Origin of the sequence: Myxococcus sp. XM-1-1-1 (genome assembly GCF_020037095.1) — a bacterium.
Lineage (GTDB): Bacteria > Myxococcota > Myxococcia > Myxococcales > Myxococcaceae > Myxococcus > Myxococcus fulvus.
The window spans coordinates 12,154-30,211 of record NZ_JAIQDH010000016.1; the positions used below are offsets into that span (position 1 = coordinate 12,154).

Sequence of the window (18,058 nt, forward strand, 5' to 3'; positions counted from 1 at the left end):
CGTCGTCAGACGCGGCGCACCTCGTGCTCGCCCCACAGTCCGCGCGGACGCAGGACCAGGAACAGAATCATCGCGGCGTAGGGGAAGACGGCGTGGAAGTTGTGCCCGAAGGCGCCCAGGTGCGGATTCACATACGCCTGGGACAGCACCTCCAAGAGCCCCAGCATGAACGCGGCCACCACCGCGCCCACCACCGACTCCAGTCCTCCGACGATGATGGCGGGGAACGCCCTCAACGCCACGTAGCCCAGGTTCGAGTCCACCGAGCGCGGGAACATCCCCAGGAACACGCCCGCCACCGCCGCCGTCGCTCCCGCCAGGAACCACGTGAATCCGAGCACCCGGCCCACCGGAATCCCCAGCACCAGCGCCACCTCCTGGTTCTCGCTCGCCGCGCGCATCGCCACGCCCAGCGGCGTGCGCTGCACCAGCGCGTGCATCCCCACCAGCACCACCGTCGTCGCGCCCAGCGACACCAGCGAGGACAGCAGCACGGTGGCGTTGCCCACCTGCACCTCCGCCATTGCATCCCACGGCGTGGGCATGCCACGCGTGTCCGTGCCGAACGCGATGACGATGCCCGCGCGCAGCAGCAGGCCCAGGAACAACGTCAGGATGATGGTGGTGAAGACAGGGCGCCCCACCATGCGGCGCAGCACCGTGCGCTCCAGGAGCGCGGCCAGGCCACCGGTGAGACACGCGGACGCGGCGAGCGCCAGCCACCAGGGCAGCACCTCCACCAGCGCCGTCATCAGGAACGCGCCCAGCGCGAGCAGCTCGCCGTGCGCGAAGTTGAAGAGCCGGGAGGCCCGATACACCACGGAGAAGCCCAGGGCGATGAGCGCGTAGCTCGCCCCGAGCGCCAGTCCGGAGATGCCGAGCTGGAGAAGCTGCGTCATTCGCGTGTCCTCGCGTACATCTCTTCCACCAGCTGGGAGTGCAGCTCGAGCACCGCCTTGCGGCGCACCTTGAGGGACGCCGTCACCTCGCCCGCGTCCTGCGTCATCTCGCGCTCGAGCAGTCGGAACGCCCGCACCTGCTCCACGCGCGCCAGCGTCTCGTTCGCGCGGGTGACTTCCTCCTCGATGAGCTTGCGCACCTCGGGCCGCTGCGTGAGGTCCGTGTACGAGGTGAAGGCCAGCTTGCGGCGCAGCGCCCAGTCCGCCACCGTCTCCGGGTCCACCTGCACCAGCGCGGTGACGAAGGGCCGCCGGTCGCCGATGGCCACTGCCTCCTTGATGTACGGACTGTTCTTCAGCGCGTTCTGGATGCGCTCGGGCGACAGGTTCTTCCCACCCGACGTGATGAGGATTTCGCGCTTGCGGCCGGTGATGCGCAGATACCCGTCCGCGTCGATCTCCCCCAGGTCCCCCGTGCGCAGCCAGCCCTGCGCGTCACGCACCTCGGCGGTGGCCTCCGGCTTGTTGAGGTAGCCGAGGAACACGTTGCTGCCGCGCACCAGCACCTCGCCGTCCTCGTCCAGCCGGCACTCCACGCCCGGCACCGGACGTCCCACGGTGCCCAGTCGCGTCGCGCCCGGGATGTTGAGGTGGCTGGTGCCCGCGCTCTCCGTCTGCCCGTAGCCCTCGTAGATGCGGACGCCCACGCTGTCGTACCAGGCGAGCAGCTCCGGAGAGATGGGCGCCGCGCCGGAGATGGGGAAGCGGCAGCGCCTCAGCCCCAGTCGCTCCTGGAGCGGGCGGTAGACGAGCAGGTCGCCCACGCGCCACAAGAGCGCGTCCCACCAGCGACGCTGTCCTGTCCGCTCGCGCTCGCGAATCCCGGCGCCCAGGCGGGTGAAGGTCTCGAACAAGGTGCGCTTGAGCCACGAGGCGTCGCGCATCTTCACCATCACCACCGCGTGCATCTTCTCCCAGATGCGCGGCACGCCCAGGAACACCGTCGGGGACACCTCGGCCACGTCCTGCTGCACCGTCTCCAGCGCCTCGCCGAAGTGGACCTTGCCACCGACGGTCAGGGGCAGCAGCAGGCTGAACAGCTTCTCCGCGACGTGACACAACGGCAGGTACGAGACGACGCTGTCCTCCTGCCCCAACCCGAGCTGCGAGGTGAACGTCCCCGAGCCCTCCAGCATGTTGCGGCTCGACACCAGCGCGCCCTTCGGTGAGCCCGTGGTGCCCGAGGTGTAGATGACCATCGCCGGCTCATCCGGACTGCGCGCCGCGAGCTGCGCCTTCAGCCACCCGGGCTCCCGCTCCAACAGCGCGCGGCCTTCCTCCAGGAAGCGCTCCCAGTGGCGCAGCCGTGAGTCCTCCACGCCGCGCAGGCCTCTCGGCTCGACGACGAGCACGTGCTCGACGGAGGGCGTCTCGTCGGCGACGGCGGCCACCTTGTCGTACTGCTCCTGGTCCTCGCAGAGCACGACGCGACAGCGCGCGTCGTTGAGGATGTACGCCACGTCCGCGGCGGGGTTCGTCTGGTAGATGCCCACGCCGCGAGCGCCGAGCACCTGCGCGCCCAGGTCCGTGAACAGCCACTCGGGCCGGTTGTCGCTCAGGATGGCCACCGAGTCACCGGCGCGCACGCCCAGCTCCCACAGCATCCTCGCCGTCCACCCGACGCGCTCCAGGTAGCCCTGGAAGGACAGCTCCCGCCAGATGCCCAGGCGCTTCTCGCGAATGGCCACTGCTTGCGGATGCCGCTCCGCGCGCAGGTAGAGCTGGCCCGGCAGGCTCAGCGGCAGCGCCGTGCTCATGCCGCCACCGCCCCGCCGACGTACGCGCTGAGCACGCGCGAGTCCTCACGCAGCGCCGAGGGCGGCCCGTTCGCGATGACGCGCCCCCGGTCCAGCACCGTCACCTGCGTGGCCAGGTCCATCACGAAGCGCAGCTCGTGGCCGATGAGCACCTGCGTCACCCCCAGCTCGTGACGGATGTCGAGCAGGTGGTTGGCCATGTCCTCGGTCTCCTCCTGGTTGAGCCCGGCGGTGGGCTCGTCCAGGAGCAGCAGCTTCGGCTCCATGCACAGCGCGCGTCCCAGCTCCACGCGCTTGCGGATGCCGTAGGGCAGCACCGACACGGGCATCCACCGGTAGTGCTCCAGGGAGAGGAAGTCGATGACCTCCTCGGCCTTCTCGCGGTGACGCACCTCCTCCTGTCTCGCGCCGCGCGTCCAGAAGAGGTGACGCAAGAGCCCGGTGCGGTACTTCGGGTGACGGCCGAGCAGCAGGTTCTCCAGCACCGTGAGGTGCTCGAAGAGCGCCAGGTTCTGGAACATCCGCGACACACCGCGCCGGGCAATCTCCGGCGGCTCCAGGCCCGTGAGCGCCTGTCCTTCCAATCGCACGCGTCCCTCCATGTGCCGGTGGATGCCGCTGACGCAGTTGAAGAGGCTGCTCTTGCCCGCGCCGTTGGGACCAATCACGGCATGCAGCGCGCCGGCCTCGATGGAGAACGAGACTCCATCCAGGGCTCGCACCCCGGAGAAGGACAGGCCCACGTTGTCGAGCTCCAGCAAGGCCATGCTTCACCCTTCACGTTTCAGGACAACCAGCGACGCTTGCGGCGGTAGCGCTTCAGCTCGTGGTAGCCGCGCTGCCCCTCGCGGCCGAAGCCCAGGTAGAACTCCTGCACGTCCGGGTCCTCGCGCAGCTTCTCCGCCGGCCCGTCCAGCACCACCTTGCCCGTCTCCAGCACGTACCCGTGGCTGGCCATGCCCAGCGCCACGCGCGCGTTCTGCTCGACGAGCAGCACCGACACGCCCTCGGCGGCGATGCGCTGAATCAGCTCCGACACCTCGCCCACCGCCTTCGGCGACAGGCCCAGGAAGGGCTCGTCCAACAACAGCACCCGGGGCCTGCGCATCAGCCCTCGACAGATGGCGAGCAGCTGCTGCTCACCGCCGGAGAGGTAGCCCGCCTTCTGTCGCCGCCGCTCACGCAGCACGGGGAAGCGCGAGTAGGCGGACTCGACCAGCTCCTTGCGCGCCTGCGCGCCCATGCCGAAGCCGCCCGCGAGCAGGTTCTCCTCCACGGACAGCTCGCCCAGGATTCGCCGGCCCTCCAGCACCTGCACCACGCCCGCGTGCACGCGGCCGTCGGTGGACAGGGCCAGCAAATCCCGCCCGGACAATTCGACACGGCCCTGGGTGATGGCGCCGTCGTGCAGGTCGAGCAGGCCGCTGATGGCGCGCAGCGCGGTGGACTTGCCCGCGCCGTTGGGTCCGAGGAGGGCCACCACGCCCTGGTGGGGGACCTCCAGGGTGATGCCTCGCAAGGCACGCACCGCCGAGTGGTAGACGACCTGGAGGTTCTGCACGCGCAGCAGCGGAGGACTACTTGCTGTCATCGGCGGCCTTCGCGGCGGGCGTGCCCAGCGCCTTGGGCGGCGCGTAGCCCGCGACGACACTCCAGCTCCCCTGGTTCAGCACGGGCTTGAGCACCCGCACCTCCAGCGCCGTCGCGTAGGGGAAGCGGGACAGGTCCACCGGCTCCGCCGTCAGGCCGCCCGCGGTGGTGCGCTGGATGTTCCTGAGCGCCTTGAGGTAGCCGGCGCGCGTGACGTCCTTCGCCTCGATGGCGGCCTTCAGCGCCTCCAACTGCACGCGGCCCTGGACGTAGGACGCCAGCGTGTAGAAGTCCTTCGGCGTGTCGGGGTACTTCGCGTGCAGCGCGATGAAGTCCTTCATGCCCGGCACGTCGTCACCCCAGAAGGTGAGCCCGGTGGCCCAGTAGAAGTTGGCGAAGACGGGCGCGGGGATGACCTTCGGGTCGAAGAAGCGGTCCACCCACGCGGGCGTCTGTCCAATCCAGGTCGGCTGATACTTGAGCTGCGCGGCCGTGCCGAGGATGGGACCGGAGGCCCCGGGCAGCACCGTGAGCAGCACGTAGTTGGCGCCGGACTGCTGGAGCGCGGTGACGACGGCGGCGAAGTCCTTCTGCCCTGGCGCCACGCTCTGCTGCGAGACGACGGTGACGCCGTGGTGCTTCGCTGCCTCCGTCCAGCCCTCCAGCCCGTCCTTCCCGTAGTCGTCGCCCTGCGCGACGATGGCGGCCTTCACCTTGTCCGCGCCGCCCGCGTGCTCCACCGCCCAGTCGAGGGCGCGCATCGCCTCCAGCTTGTAGGACGCGCCGATGGGCGGCGTGTACTGGTGCCGCGCCATCTCCGACGACTGTGACGCGGGGAAGGCGACCACGTTGTCCGCCGTGAGCTTGTCGCGCAGGGGCAGGGTGTTGGGCGTGCCGAAGCTGGTGCCCAGGAACAGCACCTGCTCGTGGAGGTCGCTGTACGCCTGCACCGCGTTCTGCGGGTTGTAGGCGTGGTCGCGCTCCACCAGCTCCACGCGCCAGCCCGGCGGCAACAGCCCCGAGTCCCCCGCGTTCACCTGCCTCGCGAGCAGCCGCTTGCCCGCGGCGAAGGGCTTGCCGATGGCGGCGCCAGGACCGCTCTCGTCGTTGAGCGCGCCGATGTAGACGACCTTCTTCTCCAGGTCGACACCCTTGTCTGTCTTGATGTCCGACAGGGCGGCGGGGCGTGTCTGCGTGCCCTCCGGAGCCGGAGCTTCTTCCTTCTTGCAAGCCATCAAGCAGAGAGCTGTCGCCAGGAGTCCGACCACGAGCCGTTGCATCGCAACCTCCCCGTCAGATTCGTGGCGGCACAGTAACCACACTCGCTCGGAAGAGAAAAGACAGTCACCGGTAATTCGATGGCTGTATTTCGCAGGGCGGAACTTCTCGGCGGCGTGTTTTGACTGTGTTTCGCACGGCGAAATGTCTCGCGCGGATGATGCATCGCGCAAGGCGCGCGGCGCGCAGCCTGGATGTGCTTTGTCAGGAGGAGCGGACGGGGACACGCCGGTGGCGGCGGTCCTCCCAGTCCAGCGAACACGTGGCCCACCCGGGCGTGTGGTTTCCCACCTGGTGGAAAGCCACGTGTCCCGCACGCGGGGCGCTTCAGTCCAGCGACGACTCCGGCAGCGCGGTCTCCGACGTGACGATGCCATCCGCGTCCGCGTAGAGGTGGTGTCCGGGGCGGAAGGTGACGCCCGCGAAGCGCACCTCCACGTCGCGCTGGCCCTCGTTGCGCTTGAAGCTCTTGAGCGGGTGCGTGCCCAGCGCCTTCACGCCGAGCGCCATGCGGCCCACCTCTTCCGAGTCACGGATGCAGCCGTTCACCACCACGCCCGCCCAGCCGTTCTGCTGCGCGAGCAGCGCCAGCTGGTCCCCCACCAGCGCGCAGCGGCGGCTGCCACCGCCATCCACCACGAGCACCCGGCCGTTGCCCTTCTCCTCCAGGGCCTTGCGCACGAGCGAGTTGTCCTCGGGGGCGCGCACGGTGCTGATGGGGCCGGTGAACGTGGTGCGTCCGCCGAAGTCGATGAAGCCGGGCTCGGCGACCTGGAAGTGGGCCGTGCCCGCGTGCGTGTCACACAGGTCCGCCGTCTTGAAGTCCATGGGGCTGCTCTCCTGGGAAGGGTGGCCTCGGGGCCGTCGTCGTCACAGCGCTGTATCACCCCCGTGTCCAGCCCCCGGGACATCGGCATCACGCCGATGTGCGTTCTGGTGTGATTCCCCGGGGATACGTTGACGAAGGGTCAACGCGGGCGGCGGTCGATGGGCCGTAGAAGGGGCGGGCATGGGGGCAGGCTACTCGGAGGGAGGCTCGCCTCGCGGCGCGTGCTATGGAACCCACATGAATCACGCTCACAGCCAGTCCCTGTTCGCCCGCGCGCAGGCGCGCATCCCGGGCGGAGTGAACTCCCCGGTGCGCGCCTTCCGTGGCGTCGGAGGAGACCCCGTCTTCTTCCGCGAGGGCTCGGGCGCCTGGCTCACCGACGTGGACGGCAACCGCTACGTCGACCTGGTGGGGAGCTGGGGGCCGCTCATCCTCGGCCACGCCTACCCGCCCATCGTCGAGGCCATCATCGAGTCGGCCCGTCGCGGCTCGTCGTTCGGCGCGCCGCACGCGGGCGAGGTGGAGTTCGCGGAGCTCATCTGCGCGACGATGCCGGCGGTGGAGATGGTGCGGCTGGTGTCCAGCGGCACCGAGGCCACCGTGGCCGCCATCCGCGTGGCGCGCGGCTTCACCGGCCGCGAGCACATCCTCAAGTTCGAGGGCTGCTTCCACGGCGCCGGAGACCCGTTCCTGGTGAAGGCGGGCAGCGGCGTGGAGACGCTGGGCCTGCCGGACTCGCCGGGCGTGCCGTCGGCGCTGGCGAAGCTCACGCTCACCGCGCCCTTCAACGACCTGGCCGCGGTGGAGCGCATCTTCGAGGAGAAGGGCCAGGACATCGCCTGCGCCATCATCGAGCCGGTGGTGGGCAACATGGGCGTGCTGGTGCCCAAGCAGGGCTATCTGCAGGGCCTGCAGGCGCTGTGTCAGAAGCACGGCGTGCTGCTGGTGCTCGACGAGGTGATGACGGGCTTCCGGCTGGCGCGCGGTGGGGCGCAGGAGCTGTACGGGCTGAAGCCGGACCTGACGACGATGGCGAAGGTGATTGGCGGCGGCATGCCGCTGGGCGCCTATGGTGGCCGCGCGGACGTCATGCGCAAGGTGGCGCCGGCCGGGCCGGTGTACCAGTCCGGCACGTTGTCGGGGAACCCGGTGGCGGTGGCGGCGGGGCTCGCGTGCCTCAAGGCGCTGGCGGCGCCGGGGACGTACGCGCGGCTGGAGCAGGTGAGCCGGATGTTGGAGGAGGGCTTCATCGCGGAGGCGAAGGAGGCGGGGGTGCCCGTCACCGTCAACCGCGTGGGCAGCATGCTGACGGTGTTCTTCACCGAGCAGCCGGTGTTCGACTACACGAGCGCGAAGACGTCCGACACGGGGCGCTTCGGTCGCTTCTTCCACGCCATGTTGGATGCGGGCGTGTACCTGCCGCCGAGCCAGTTCGAAGCGGCCTTCGTCTCGCTGGCGATGGGCGAGGCGGAGGTGGCGCACGTGCTGGGAGCGGCGAGAAAGGCCTTCCGCGCGCTTGGCCAGACCGGTTGAGCCTCCGCCCCTGGAGGGGCCTGTTCGTTTCGGTCCCTACACCCTGGTGCGCCGCATCGGCGCCGGAGGGATGGGGGAGGTCTTCCTCGCGCGCGAGGAGGGCCCTCGGCGCGCCTGTGTGGTGAAGAAGGTCCTGCCGCAGTTGATGGAGAGCCCCCAGTTCGTGGGGCGCTTCCGCGACGAGGCCCGGGTGGTGGTGCGGCTGACGCACCCGAACATCGCCCGGGTGTACGCGATGGGCGAGGTGGAGGGGCAGCTCTACCTGTCGATGGAGTACGTGCGCGGCAAGACGCTCAGCCGCCTGTCGTATCGGCTGCGGCAGCTGGCGCGGATGATGCCCTTGGGCATCGTGCTGCACCTGGGCGAGCGGCTGTGTGAGGGATTGGCGTACGCGCACGACGCGACGGACGAGGAAGGGCATCCGTTGCACCTGGTGCACCGGGACTTGTCTCCGGCGAACGTGTGCATCAGCTACGCGGGCGAGGTGAAGATCATCGACTTCGGCGCGGCGCAGTCCACGCTGAAGGAGCAGCAGACGGCGCCCCGGGTGGTGATTGGGAACCTGACGTACATGTCGCCGGAGCAGGCGCGCAAGCGCTTCGTGGACCGGCGCGCGGACGTGTACGCGGTGGGCGTGTTGCTGTGGGAGCTGTTCGCGTGGAAGCCGCTGTCGCAGCGGGGAGACCCGGTGGAGCGGTGGCGGCGCGCGGCGTATCCGCAGTGGGAGCCGGCGGGGAAGCATCGGGAGGGGCTGCCGTCGAGCATCGAGGCGTTCCTGGCGAAGGCGCTGACGTCGGAGCCGGCGCAGCGCTTCCCGGACGCGGCGGCGATGGGCGCGGAGCTGGCGCGCTTGAAGGCGAAGCTTGCGCCCGGGGTGGGGGACGCGGAGCTGGGGAAGTTGTTGGCGCTGGTCTTCCCGCGGGAGAAGAAGGCGGAGGAGACGCTGCTCGAGGAGCTGCTGCGCGAGGAGGCGAAGCGCACGAACACCGAGCCGCAGCTCGTGGCCACGCTGGCGCCGCCGACGGCGCTCGCGTTCGAGCACAACGCCATCTACACGCCGGATGACTTCGTCCCGTCCGAGCGCGTCCAGGTGGGCCCCGCGCCGACGGCCGAGGACGAGACGATTCGTGAGCGGGGTGGGGGCGCGAGGCCCGGCGGCGACGAGACGATTCGTGAGCGGGATGGGCGCACGGGTCTCGGCGAGGACGAGCCGACGCACGCGATGGGCAGGCCCGGGCGCGGAGACGAAGCCCCGACGCTTCGGAGCGGGCGCACGGGGCATGTCAGCGGGTCCGCCGCGGGCCCCGGTGAGGATGAGCCGACCCATGCGATGGACAGGCCCAGGCGCGCGGATGAGCTGCCCACGCTTCGGGGTGGACGAACGGGGGCGGGTGATACCGGGCCGTCGCGTGTCGGCGGTTCAGCCGCGGGCCTCGGCGATGATGAGGCAACGCACGCGAGTGGTCGGCCTGGGCTCCAAGATGACGTCCGTCTGCCTCGTGGTGGCAGTGCGGCGTCTGGCGATGATGAGCCGACGCGCGCGAGCGGCAGGTCGGGACGCGGAGATGAAGTCCCCACGCTACGTGGAGGCGCTGCGGCGCCTGGTGATGATGAGCCGACACGCGCAAGCGGCAGGCCGGGGCTCGGCCATGAAGTCCCCACGCTTCGCGGTGGGAGCGCTGGCTCAGAGAGAGATGCGCCGACGCACGCGGCGAGAAAGCCCGGGCTCGGAGATGACGTCTCCACGCTTCGTGGTGGGGGCGCTGCCTCGACTGACGATGAGCCGACGCACGCGGCGAGAAAGCCTGGGCTCGGAGACGACCTCCCCACGCTTCGTGGAGGGAGCGCGACCCCAAGTGATGCGGAGCTGATGCATGCGCGCGGGAGCCCACGGCTCGGAGACGAAGTCCCGACGCTTCGGCGGGGCAACACGGGGCCGGGCGATGATGAGCCGACGCATGCGGTTGGCGGACCCGGTCGCGGAGTCGACGAGCCGACTCCCACGCAGGGTGCTCGAGGTCCTGGCGACGATGAACCGACGCGAACGGAGGTCGACGGACGCCGCTTGGGTCACCCGGGGGCGGACACCGAGGCCGCTCGTGGTATGGGGCCGCAGGGCGCGATGCGAAGCCCGGTCATCCCCACGTCGAGCCGTCCGGAGCCGGCGCACGAAGAGGGCTGGCGACTCGCCGACGAGGACGAGCCCACCGCTGTCGCCGTGCCTCCGCGTGTGGTGGCGGCCGACCCCTCCATCACGCTCCCGCTCGATATCGAGGCCATCGAGTCGCGGACCGCGCAATACGGCGTCGACACCGGAGCGCCGCGAGCCGCGCCTAAAACCAATATCGAAGCCACCGAGGCGCTCGAGGCCGCGAAGGTCCTGGTGGCCATCGAGAAGCAGGTCCACGCCGCGCGGGCCAGCGCCCCCAGGTCCGAGGACACCGTGACTCCCGCCATGCCGAGCCCCCACCCCAGGCGCGCGCCCCGGGAGACACAGGTGGGCTTCGGCATCGACATCTCCCAGACGGTGGCCACCCAGGCCATCGAGGCCCGTCGGTTGGAGCTGGTCCGCGCCATCACCGGAGAGGACGAGGCGCCCGTGGTCGAACCCGAGCGCCCATCCGGGCGCTGGCTCCAGGCGCCTCGACTCGGGCTCGCCCTGGCGCTGTTCGTTGGCGCGGCCCTGGTAGGCCTGTTCGTGGTCTGGCTGACGGTGTGGCGGTAGGTCCCGCTCAGTCCGTCACCGCCATCCGGTAGCTGAAGCCCAGGCTCACCGTGGCCGTGGAGATCCAATTGCTGGTGAACCCGTCTCCGAACTCGTCGTCATTGTCATCGGACACGCCGCGCGCGCCGCCGCCCAGGTAGCGCAGGTTGAGGAAGGCCTCCAGCTGCGGCGTCACCCGAATCCCACCGCGCACCGACGCATCCAGCAGCGCGCCCGTGGTGTCGGAGTTGTCATCCCCGTTGATGAGGGCCGTGGGCGCATAGCTCCCATCCGCCTCCAATCCCAGCCACCACCGCTCGCTCAGCGCCCACTTCCCGCGCACCTTGAGCAATGGCACCGGCCCCACGTCGCGAGTCGCCCGCCGCAGCGTCCCATCCGCCGACGTGAAGACGAAGTTCGCGTTGCGCAGCTGCAATGAGACACCCACGGCCAGCTCGTCCTCGGAGACCCCGAGCAGGTCGAACAGGTAGCTGGCCCGATAGAAGGGGAAGCTGTAGCGCACGTTCAGCGGAGTCCCCTCGGGGAAGGTGAGCGCGTCGATGCGCACGTCGCGGCGCAGCACCACGTCCGTGTCGAACAACAGCGGCTGCACCAGGAACCCCACCGTGTGTCGCTTGCCGAGCGTCAGCTCCGCCGACAGGCGCACGAAGGTGTAGAGGTTGTCCTGTCCGCCATCCTCCGTGTAGCGGAACAGCGTCCCATCCCGCCCCTGGCGCAGGCTGTGCGAGAGCACGTCGAGGAAGCCCAGCTCACCCACGAACCGCAGGGACGTGCGCGGCTCCGCACGCGCGGGGATGCTCCCGAGACACAGCAACACGACCAGGACGCCGACAGGACGGAGCATGGACCTTCCTTCTCGAGGAATCACGGGACGGCGAGCAGTGGACGCGAGGACGCGGGTGCCTCCAGCGGCAGGTAGAGCCGGAAGCACGTGCCGGTTCCCGGCTGCGAGTCCAGGGTGAGGTGACCCTGGTGCGACTCGATGATGCGCTTCACCACGGCGAGCCCCAGCCCCGTGCCCTTGGCCTTGGTGGTGAAGAAGGGCTCGAAGATGCGCGCGCGCACCTCGGCGGTGATTCCCGGGCCGGTGTCGCTGAACTCCACCATCACCTCGGGCGAGCCGGCCGCCCTGCGCACCGCTGCTCGCAGGCGTCCACCCTGGGGCATGGCCTGCATGGCGTTGATGGCCAGGTTGAGGAAGGCCTGTCGCATCATCCGCTCGTCCACCGTCACCGGCGGCACGTCCTCCTCCAAATCCAGCTCCACCCGCACGGCGCCAGGAGACTCCGCGAGCGCCCCGCGCACCGCGTCCTCCACCAGCGGTGCCAGGGGCACCGGATGTGGATGGGGCGCGGGCGGCCGCGCGAAGGTGAGCAGGTCCGCGACGATGCGGTTGAGCCGGTCGGCCTCCTCCGCGACGATGTCCACCAGCGGCTCGGCGGGGCTGTCCGGCCCGAGGATGCGCCGGATGGAGGCCACCGAGTTGAAGATGGCGCCCAGCGGGTTTCGCACCTCGTGGGCCACCACCGCGGACAGCTCGCCCAGGGCCGCCAATCGCTCACGGCGCACGAGCTGCTCCTGCGTCCGGGCCAGCTCCACGTAGCTGTCCTTCAGGTCCTCCACCAGCCGAGCGCCCTCGAGCGCCAGCGCGAGCTGGTTGGCGATGGCGCTCGCGCGCTCCACCTCCGCGGGCGTGAAGCGCCGGGTGCGCCGGGTCTCCGACGCGACCATCACCCCCACGGGCCGCTCGCGCACCACCAGCGGCAGTATCAGGAAGGATTGCGCGGAGGCGCTCTCGCGCAGGTCCTGGTCCACCCGGACGTCGGTGATGGCCTCCTCCACCATGAGCAGCTCGCGCGTCAGATAGGCCAGCCCCGTCGCGGAGCTGTCCGGCGCGCGCGCGGGCAGACACCGCCCGAGCAGCTCCGGGTGGCTGCCGCTCACCGCGCGTACCTCCAGCCACTCACCCGAGGGGTCCGGCATCAGCACGTATGCATCCGGTGTGTCGATGATGCGCGCCAGGCTGGTGACGCCCGTGGCGAGCAGCTTGTCGAGCTCCAGCGTGGTGGCCAGCGCGCGCGCCACCTCGTGCAGCAGCGCCATGTCCTCCGCGCGCCCGCGCAGCTCCTGCAGAAGCCGATGCGTCTCGATGGCCGCGGCGAAGTGCGTGCCCATGGCCTGGAGCGTCTCCAGCTCCAGCGGCGTGAGCGTCCTCGGCTCCCGGAACAGGACGCTCAGCGTGCCCACGCCGCGCGAGCGCACGCGCAGCGCGATGATGACCACGGTGTGGAAGCCGCGCTGCTGCAAATCCTCACGCAGCCCGTCCGGGCACTCGCGTGTCTCCAGCACCCGGGGCGCACCCTCCTGCTGCGCCTGCGTGCACAGCCCGCCCGCGAGCCACAGCCGCGCGAAGCGCTCCGTGTCCGCCTCCTCCAGGTCCATCCCGCGCGCGTACGTCACCTCCATCCCGTGGTCCTGCGGCAGCAGGATGGTCACCGCGTCACAGGCGACCAGCCCGACAATCTCCTCCGTGCCCGGGCCGAAGAACGCGCGAGGGTGGGGCGCCGACGCCGCCTCCGACGCCAGCCGGTTGAGCGCCGCCAGCGCGTTGTTCTGCGCGGACAGTCGGGAGATGGTGAGCGCCGCGTCGAGCGCCGCGGACACCTGCGCGCCAAACAGCCGCACCGGCGCGAGCTCCTCCTCGCGCAGCCAGTCCCCCGCCAGGGCCAGCATCGCCCGGGGACGTCCCTCCACGTCGATGCGCACCGCGACGGTGTGGGACGTGCTCGCCCGCGACAGGACGCCGCGAGCCTCCTCCGCCAGCGCGCCCTCCAGGAAGTGGCCGACCTCCACCGACAAGTCCTCGGAGTACGCCGAGCCCTCCTTCCATGCCCGGGCCAGCATCGTCGGCCAGCGCCCCACCACGTCCCGCACCCACCTGCCGCTCAGCTGCCGCGCGTCCGGCGGAACCAACGGGATGGGGACATAGGTCTGTCCCAGCCGGACGCCCTCGCCCTCGGGAGACAGCCACGCGAAGGCGAACCCCAGCTCCTCCAGCCCGGAGAACATCCGCCGCAGCACCTCGCCCTCGGTGCGCAGCGAGGGGAGCCCCGCGCCCAGCTCCGCCAGTCGTTGCAGCACGCCCCTGCGCTGACTGCGGGACGTGACGTCGCGGACCAGCGCCACCCAGTCCGGGCCGCTCGGGATGAGGGTCATCTCCACCTGTCGTTCTCCGGTGGCCGTGCGCAGCGCGGCCTCATAGGTGCTGGGGACCGATTCGCCGCGGAGCCTGCGGGACTGGCGCTCGGTGACCTCCATCACGCTCGACTCCGTCAGGAGGAGCGTCGCCGGGCGGCCCACCAGCGTCTCGCGCGGGTGCCCCACCAACATGCCCAGCGCGTCATTCACATACACGAAGCAGCGCTCGCGGATGACGCAAACGCCCACGGACATCTCGTCGAAGGAGCCATAGGGGGCCCCGCCCCGGAGGGATGGATTCACGGCACCCACGACTCTTCCACCGCGTGCAAGCGTCGAGAAGTGCACCCGCCCGCGCTTCGATGACCAGACCACAGACGCGGCCAACGACTCGCGGTTTTCCCTTACATCCAACGTCTGTCAGGACATATCCAGCCGCCTGGACCGTCCTTGGATGGATGCAAGGGAATGCGGGCGGGCCGCCCTCCCGCAGCCACACCCGCAATTCATTGAGGTCGAGGCCCGCCCGTGTTCCCAGCGGGCAGGCTCCCGGGAACGTCCGGCGTCCGGCTCAGGCCGACGCGCCCGGCACCGCCTCGGCGGCGCGGTGGTGGACCTTCTCGTACAGGCCGATGAGCTCCGCCTGCCCCAGGATGTGCCCCTCCATGGCCTTGAGCAGGTCCCGGCGGGTGGGCCGCCCCAGGTTCGGCAGCACCAGGTCCAGCGCGTACAGCTTGAAGTAGTAGCGGTGCCGGCCCACGGGCGGCATGGGACCGCCGTAGGCCTGGTGGCCGAAGTCGTTCAGGCCCACGCGAATCCCCGGCGGCATCGTGTCCAACTGGGCGCCCTCGGGCAGCTCCCGGGCGCCAGGGGGGATGTTGTAGAGCACCTGGTGGCAGAAGACGCGCTGGGGCCGTTGGGGGTCCGGCGCGTCCGGGTCCTCGACGATGAGCGCCAGGCTCTTGGTCCCCGCGGGCGGGTTCTCCCAGCGCAGGGGTGGGGCGATGTCCTCACCCTCGCCGGTGAAGGCGATGGGGATGAGGTCCCCGTCGTTGAAGCGGGGGGACGACAGCACGAGGGGCTTGGGCATGGAGTCCTCCTGAAGTGGGCCAGGAGCAAGCTGGCGATGCGCCCACCCCGGCGCGGAGGGGCGACACCCCAGCCGCTGGAGCGCCGGGCACCAGGGGGACGAAGCGGCCGGGCCCTCGGTGTACCCCGGGGAGTCCTGCCTGCCCGCGCTGGAGGTGATAGCTGCGCTTGCGGCTCCCTCAACCCCCGCTGGGGGTGGCCCCTCCAGTGAGCTTGTACCGGTTGCACCTGTCGCGCATTCGGTGTTAAGCGGCGCCCGCGTGTGAAGGGGTTGGATCGGGTGGCATGGAAATCCGAGGGTTTCCCAGGGTTTGGGGAGGCGTCCGAATGGCGGCGAAGGAACCCCGGGAGCAGTCGGATGGGAGCGAGCTGGGGACCACGGCTCGCCAGATGAGGGCGGCGCAGCCCTACATCAACGCGGTGTGGAAGCTGGTGGGCGGGGCGGTGGTGGGGGTGCTGGGAGGCTACTGGCTGGACCGGAAGCTGGGGTCGGGGCCGTGGTTGCTGGTGGGGTTGAGCTTCCTGGGTATCTGCGTGGGCTTCTACGGATTCCTCCGGGAGATGGCCCGACTGGGGAAGCGCAAGTGACGGGGCAGGACGGCGAGGAGAAGGACCCGTTCAAGTCCCACGCGGGGCTGGCGGCCGGGGTGATGGTGGTGGGCGTGGCGGTGGGTGGGCTGCTCCCGACGGTGGTGGAGGACCGGGTGTCGGCGTTGTGGGGTGTGGGGCTGGCGTCGGTGACGGGCGTGGTGGCGCTGCTGCTCAAGCGGCGGGCGATGAAGCAGGACCTCAAGGCGGCGTTGAAGGTGGTCGGGGTGGTGTTCGGCCTGAGGATGGTGGCGGTGGTGGCGGGGCTCTTGGGGATGGTGTCGCGAGGAATGCAGCCGGTGCCGTTCATCGCCGGCTTCTTCGGGGTCTACTTCGCGCTGCAATGGATTGAAGTCAGCTACGTGATGGCCGCGTCGAAAAGCGCGGCGGGCGGAGACGAGTGATGCGCAAGGCAATGGTGCTGTTCGCCAGTCTGTTCGTGGCCACCGCGTGGGCCGCCGGGTCGGAAGGCCACGGCGAGGGGCACGAGCCGAGTGTGCCGGAGTACATCCTCCACCACGTCTCGGACACGAACGACTTCGAGCTCGAGGTCCCGCTCAGCAAGCCCATCCACCTGGGCGCGATTCCGCCGCTGCGCATCGGCAGCTGCGAGCCGGTCATGACGGACCACGGGCTGGTGGCCCCCTCCGGTTGGAGCGGCCTGTTCGCGGGCTGCCTGGACCTCTCCATCACCAAGCACACGGTGATGATGTGGCTGGCGGCGCTGCTGCTGCTGGGCTCCATGCTGGTGTGGAGCAACCGCGACAAGACCAAGCTGGTGCCGCGCGGCGCGGGCGCCAACCTCATCGAGATGCTGGTCCTCTTCGTCCGGGACGAGATGGCCATCAAGAACATCGGCAAGGAGGATGGCCCGCGCTACGTGCCTTATCTCCTGACCGCGTTCTTCTTCATCCTCTTCATGAACCTCCTGGGCCTGGTGCCCTGGATGGCCACGGCGACGGGCAACCTGGCCGTCACGGCGGGCTTGGCCATCTGCACGTTCCTGGTGACGCAGGCGGCGGGCATCCGCGCGGCGGGCCTGGGCGGCTACCTGAAGCACCTGACGGGCGGCGTGCACTGGCTGCTCTGGCCCATCATGATTCCGGTCGAAATCCTGGGCCTGTTCACCAAGCCCTTCGCCCTCACGATGCGTCTGTTCGCCAACATGCTGGCGGGTCACATCGTCCTCTTCTTCCTCATCGGCCTCATCTTCATCCTGGGCCACCCCGCGGTCGCGGTGGTGAGCGTGCCGTTCGCGTTCGCCATCTACCTGCTGGAGCTGTTCGTGGCCTTCGTGCAGGCCTACGTGTTCACGCTGCTGTCGGCGCTGTTCATCGGCATGGCGGTGGCGACGGGCCACCACCACGACGAGCACGGCCACGCGGACGACCACGGCCACGGGCACTCGGAGCTGGGCCCCAGCCACGACCACGGCAAGGCGCACGCCTGAGACAAGTTAGCGGGGCGCCGGCAGTCGGGCGCTCCGGTCGGAGACCTGGCGATTCGAAAGGTCGCCAGAGGTAGTCCTGAAGGGCATCACGACCCCCCCACAAGCGGGTCCTTCGCTACGAAAAGAGAAGCACCGCCATGACCAACCTCGCTCTTGCCTTCCTCGCCGCCGGCCTCGGTGCCGGTCTCTCCATCATCGGCGCCGCCCTCGGCATCGGTAAGCTCGCCGCCGCCGCCATGGACGCGACGGGCCGTCAGCCCGCCGCCGGTGGCGACATCCGCACCACGATGATCATCGCCGCGGCCCTCATCGAAGGCGCCACGCTGTTCGCGCTGGTCGTTTGCGTGCTTCTGGCCACCAAGGCTTAAGGCCAGTTCGCAGCAAGCCTGGAACGCGCCGGCGCTCGCGACTTCGCGGGGGCCGGTGCTTCCCGGTGGTAGAACCCTCGAGACTTTCGCCGTCTGACTGACTCCCTCACGCCGGACACGCCGCCATGTTCCTGCCCTCCGTCCTCGCCGCCAGCAACCTCGTGAGCGTCCAGCCGGGCCTCATCTTCTGGACCCTCGTCACCTTCGTCATCGTCTTCTTCGTCCTGAAGTCGAAGGCGTGGGGCCCCATCCTCCAGCTGGTCGAGGAGCGTGAGAAGCAGATCTCCGCCGCCGTGGAGAGCGCCAAGCGTGAGCGCGCCGAGGCGGAGAAGCTCTTGGCCGACCAGAAGACGGCCATCGCCGAGGCCCGCCGTCAGGCCGCCGAGGAGACGCGCCGCAACCAGCAGGAGATGGAGAAGTTCCGCGAGGAGCTGATGGCCAAGAGCCGCAAGGAGGCGGAGGAGCTGAAGCTGTCCGCGCGTCGGGAGATCGACGAGCAGAAGACCAAGGCCATCGCCGAGGTGCGCTCCATGGCCGTGGACCTGGCGATGGAAGTGGCCGGCAAGCTCATCAACGAGCGCATGGACGACGGCAAGCACCGCGCGCTGGCCGAGCAGTTCGTGCAGGGCCTCCCCCTGAGCGGCACCGGCAACGCCGGCGTTCGCCGGTCGGCCTAGTTCGGGGAAGCGCGCCC

General features: G+C 70.1%; 16 protein-coding genes. 7 read left to right on the forward strand and 9 right to left on the reverse strand.

Annotated features, from left to right (window positions below):
* Positions 1 to 5 precede the first annotated feature (5 nt).
* From K8640_RS27185 to rraA, 6 genes are all read right to left on the reverse strand, one after another.
* Positions 6 to 899: a branched-chain amino acid ABC transporter permease gene (locus tag K8640_RS27185; protein WP_046710593.1), complete on the reverse strand. Its 894-nt coding sequence runs from the start codon at positions 897 to 899 to the stop codon at positions 6 to 8.
* A complete protein-coding gene (locus K8640_RS27190; RefSeq protein ID WP_223749724.1) occupies positions 896 to 2,716 on the reverse strand; it encodes a long-chain fatty acid--CoA ligase in 1,821 nt (606 codons plus the stop codon). The genes K8640_RS27185 and K8640_RS27190 overlap by 4 nt, the downstream gene beginning before the upstream one ends.
* On the reverse strand, positions 2,713 to 3,483 hold the full coding sequence (locus K8640_RS27195) for an ABC transporter ATP-binding protein (RefSeq protein ID WP_223749725.1): 771 nt from the start codon (positions 3,481 to 3,483) through the stop codon (positions 2,713 to 2,715). The genes K8640_RS27190 and K8640_RS27195 overlap by 4 nt, the downstream gene beginning before the upstream one ends.
* 17 nt (positions 3,484 to 3,500) lie before the next feature.
* Entirely contained in the window at positions 3,501 to 4,307 is an 807-nt protein-coding gene (locus K8640_RS27200) for an ABC transporter ATP-binding protein (protein ID WP_074948513.1), read from the reverse strand.
* Positions 4,294 to 5,541, reverse strand: a complete 1,248-nt coding sequence (locus tag K8640_RS27205) for an ABC transporter substrate-binding protein (protein WP_223749726.1) — start codon at positions 5,539 to 5,541, stop codon at positions 4,294 to 4,296. The genes K8640_RS27200 and K8640_RS27205 overlap by 14 nt, the downstream gene beginning before the upstream one ends.
* Positions 5,542 to 5,911: 370 nt before the next feature.
* Positions 5,912 to 6,412, reverse strand: coding sequence for a ribonuclease E activity regulator RraA (gene rraA / locus K8640_RS27210; protein WP_223749727.1), 501 nt, complete (start codon positions 6,410 to 6,412; stop codon positions 5,912 to 5,914).
* Positions 6,413 to 6,650: 238 nt separating this feature from the next.
* Here rraA and hemL point away from each other — a divergent pair, with 238 nt between their 5' ends.
* A complete protein-coding gene (gene hemL / locus K8640_RS27215) occupies positions 6,651 to 7,946 on the forward strand; it encodes a glutamate-1-semialdehyde 2,1-aminomutase (protein WP_223749728.1) in 1,296 nt (431 codons plus the stop codon).
* Complete coding sequence (locus tag K8640_RS27220) at positions 7,930 to 10,671, forward strand: protein kinase domain-containing protein (RefSeq protein ID WP_223749729.1); 2,742 nt, start codon at positions 7,930 to 7,932, stop codon at positions 10,669 to 10,671. Before hemL ends, K8640_RS27220 begins: the two co-directional genes overlap by 17 nt.
* A 7-nt stretch (positions 10,672 to 10,678) precedes the next feature.
* Here the strand turns inward: K8640_RS27220 and K8640_RS27225 are convergent, their stop codons facing one another.
* From K8640_RS27225 to K8640_RS27235, 3 genes are all read right to left on the reverse strand, one after another.
* Positions 10,679 to 11,515, reverse strand: coding sequence for a hypothetical protein (locus K8640_RS27225; RefSeq protein ID WP_223749730.1), 837 nt, complete (start codon positions 11,513 to 11,515; stop codon positions 10,679 to 10,681).
* A 20-nt stretch (positions 11,516 to 11,535) separates the two neighbouring features.
* Entirely contained in the window at positions 11,536 to 14,172 is a 2,637-nt protein-coding gene (locus tag K8640_RS27230; RefSeq protein WP_324289132.1) for an ATP-binding protein, read from the reverse strand.
* 268 nt (positions 14,173 to 14,440) lie between these two features.
* Positions 14,441 to 14,959: a YbhB/YbcL family Raf kinase inhibitor-like protein gene (locus tag K8640_RS27235; RefSeq protein ID WP_223749731.1), complete on the reverse strand. Its 519-nt coding sequence runs from the start codon at positions 14,957 to 14,959 to the stop codon at positions 14,441 to 14,443.
* Positions 14,960 to 15,285: 326 nt separating this feature from the next.
* Between K8640_RS27235 and K8640_RS27240 the strand changes: the two genes are divergently transcribed.
* The 5 genes from K8640_RS27240 to atpF all read left to right on the forward strand — a co-directional run bounded on the left by K8640_RS27240 (position 15,286) and on the right by atpF (position 18,041).
* Complete coding sequence (locus K8640_RS27240; protein ID WP_223749732.1) at positions 15,286 to 15,546, forward strand: AtpZ/AtpI family protein; 261 nt, start codon at positions 15,286 to 15,288, stop codon at positions 15,544 to 15,546.
* Positions 15,543 to 15,950: a hypothetical protein gene (locus tag K8640_RS27245; RefSeq protein WP_046710601.1), complete on the forward strand. Its 408-nt coding sequence runs from the start codon at positions 15,543 to 15,545 to the stop codon at positions 15,948 to 15,950. Before K8640_RS27240 ends, K8640_RS27245 begins: the two co-directional genes overlap by 4 nt.
* A complete protein-coding gene (atpB, locus tag K8640_RS27250; protein ID WP_223749733.1) occupies positions 15,950 to 16,996 on the forward strand; it encodes a F0F1 ATP synthase subunit A in 1,047 nt (348 codons plus the stop codon). The genes K8640_RS27245 and atpB overlap by 1 nt, the downstream gene beginning before the upstream one ends.
* A gap of 137 nt (positions 16,997 to 17,133) precedes the next feature.
* On the forward strand, positions 17,134 to 17,364 hold the full coding sequence (locus K8640_RS27255; RefSeq protein ID WP_141324688.1) for an ATP synthase F0 subunit C: 231 nt from the start codon (positions 17,134 to 17,136) through the stop codon (positions 17,362 to 17,364).
* A gap of 125 nt (positions 17,365 to 17,489) precedes the next feature.
* Positions 17,490 to 18,041 (forward strand): F0F1 ATP synthase subunit B, encoded by a 552-nt coding sequence (atpF, locus tag K8640_RS27260; protein ID WP_223749734.1) that lies wholly within the window; start codon positions 17,490 to 17,492, stop codon positions 18,039 to 18,041.
* The last annotated feature ends 17 nt before the right edge of the window (positions 18,042 to 18,058 follow it).